The 261-nt window shown below is 73.6% G+C and carries 1 pseudogene; it reads right to left on the reverse strand.

Going from position 1 to position 261, the window contains the following annotated elements:
* Positions 1-229: pseudogene (locus tag SB773_RS32720) on the reverse strand (FGGY-family carbohydrate kinase); the annotation flags it as partial.
* Positions 230-261 lie beyond the last annotated feature (32 nt).

Here is a 261-nt window from a genome sequence, read left to right on the forward strand (position 1 = left end):
GCGACCGGAACCAGCTGACCGTCCACATTCCGCGGCGGATGCCCGCACTCTCGGCCAGGTACTGCCCGGGCCGCGACCCGAAGTTCACCCAGTGCCGCTCCCCCGCCCCCGGCTCACCTGCCACGGTCATCGACGAGATGTAGGTGCCCAGCGAGAGCAGGAGCTGGTCCGGCCGCGAGAGGCCGGCGCCGAGCGCCTCCACGGCCTTGTCGTTGGCGGTGGCGAACACCGGAAGGCCCGCGGGGAGGCCGGTCGCGTCGG

Origin of the sequence: Bacillus sp. SIMBA_074 (genome assembly GCF_046534555.1) — a bacterium.
In the GTDB taxonomy this organism is placed as follows: Bacteria; Bacillota; Bacilli; order Bacillales; family Bacillaceae_G; genus Bacillus_A; species Bacillus_A mycoides.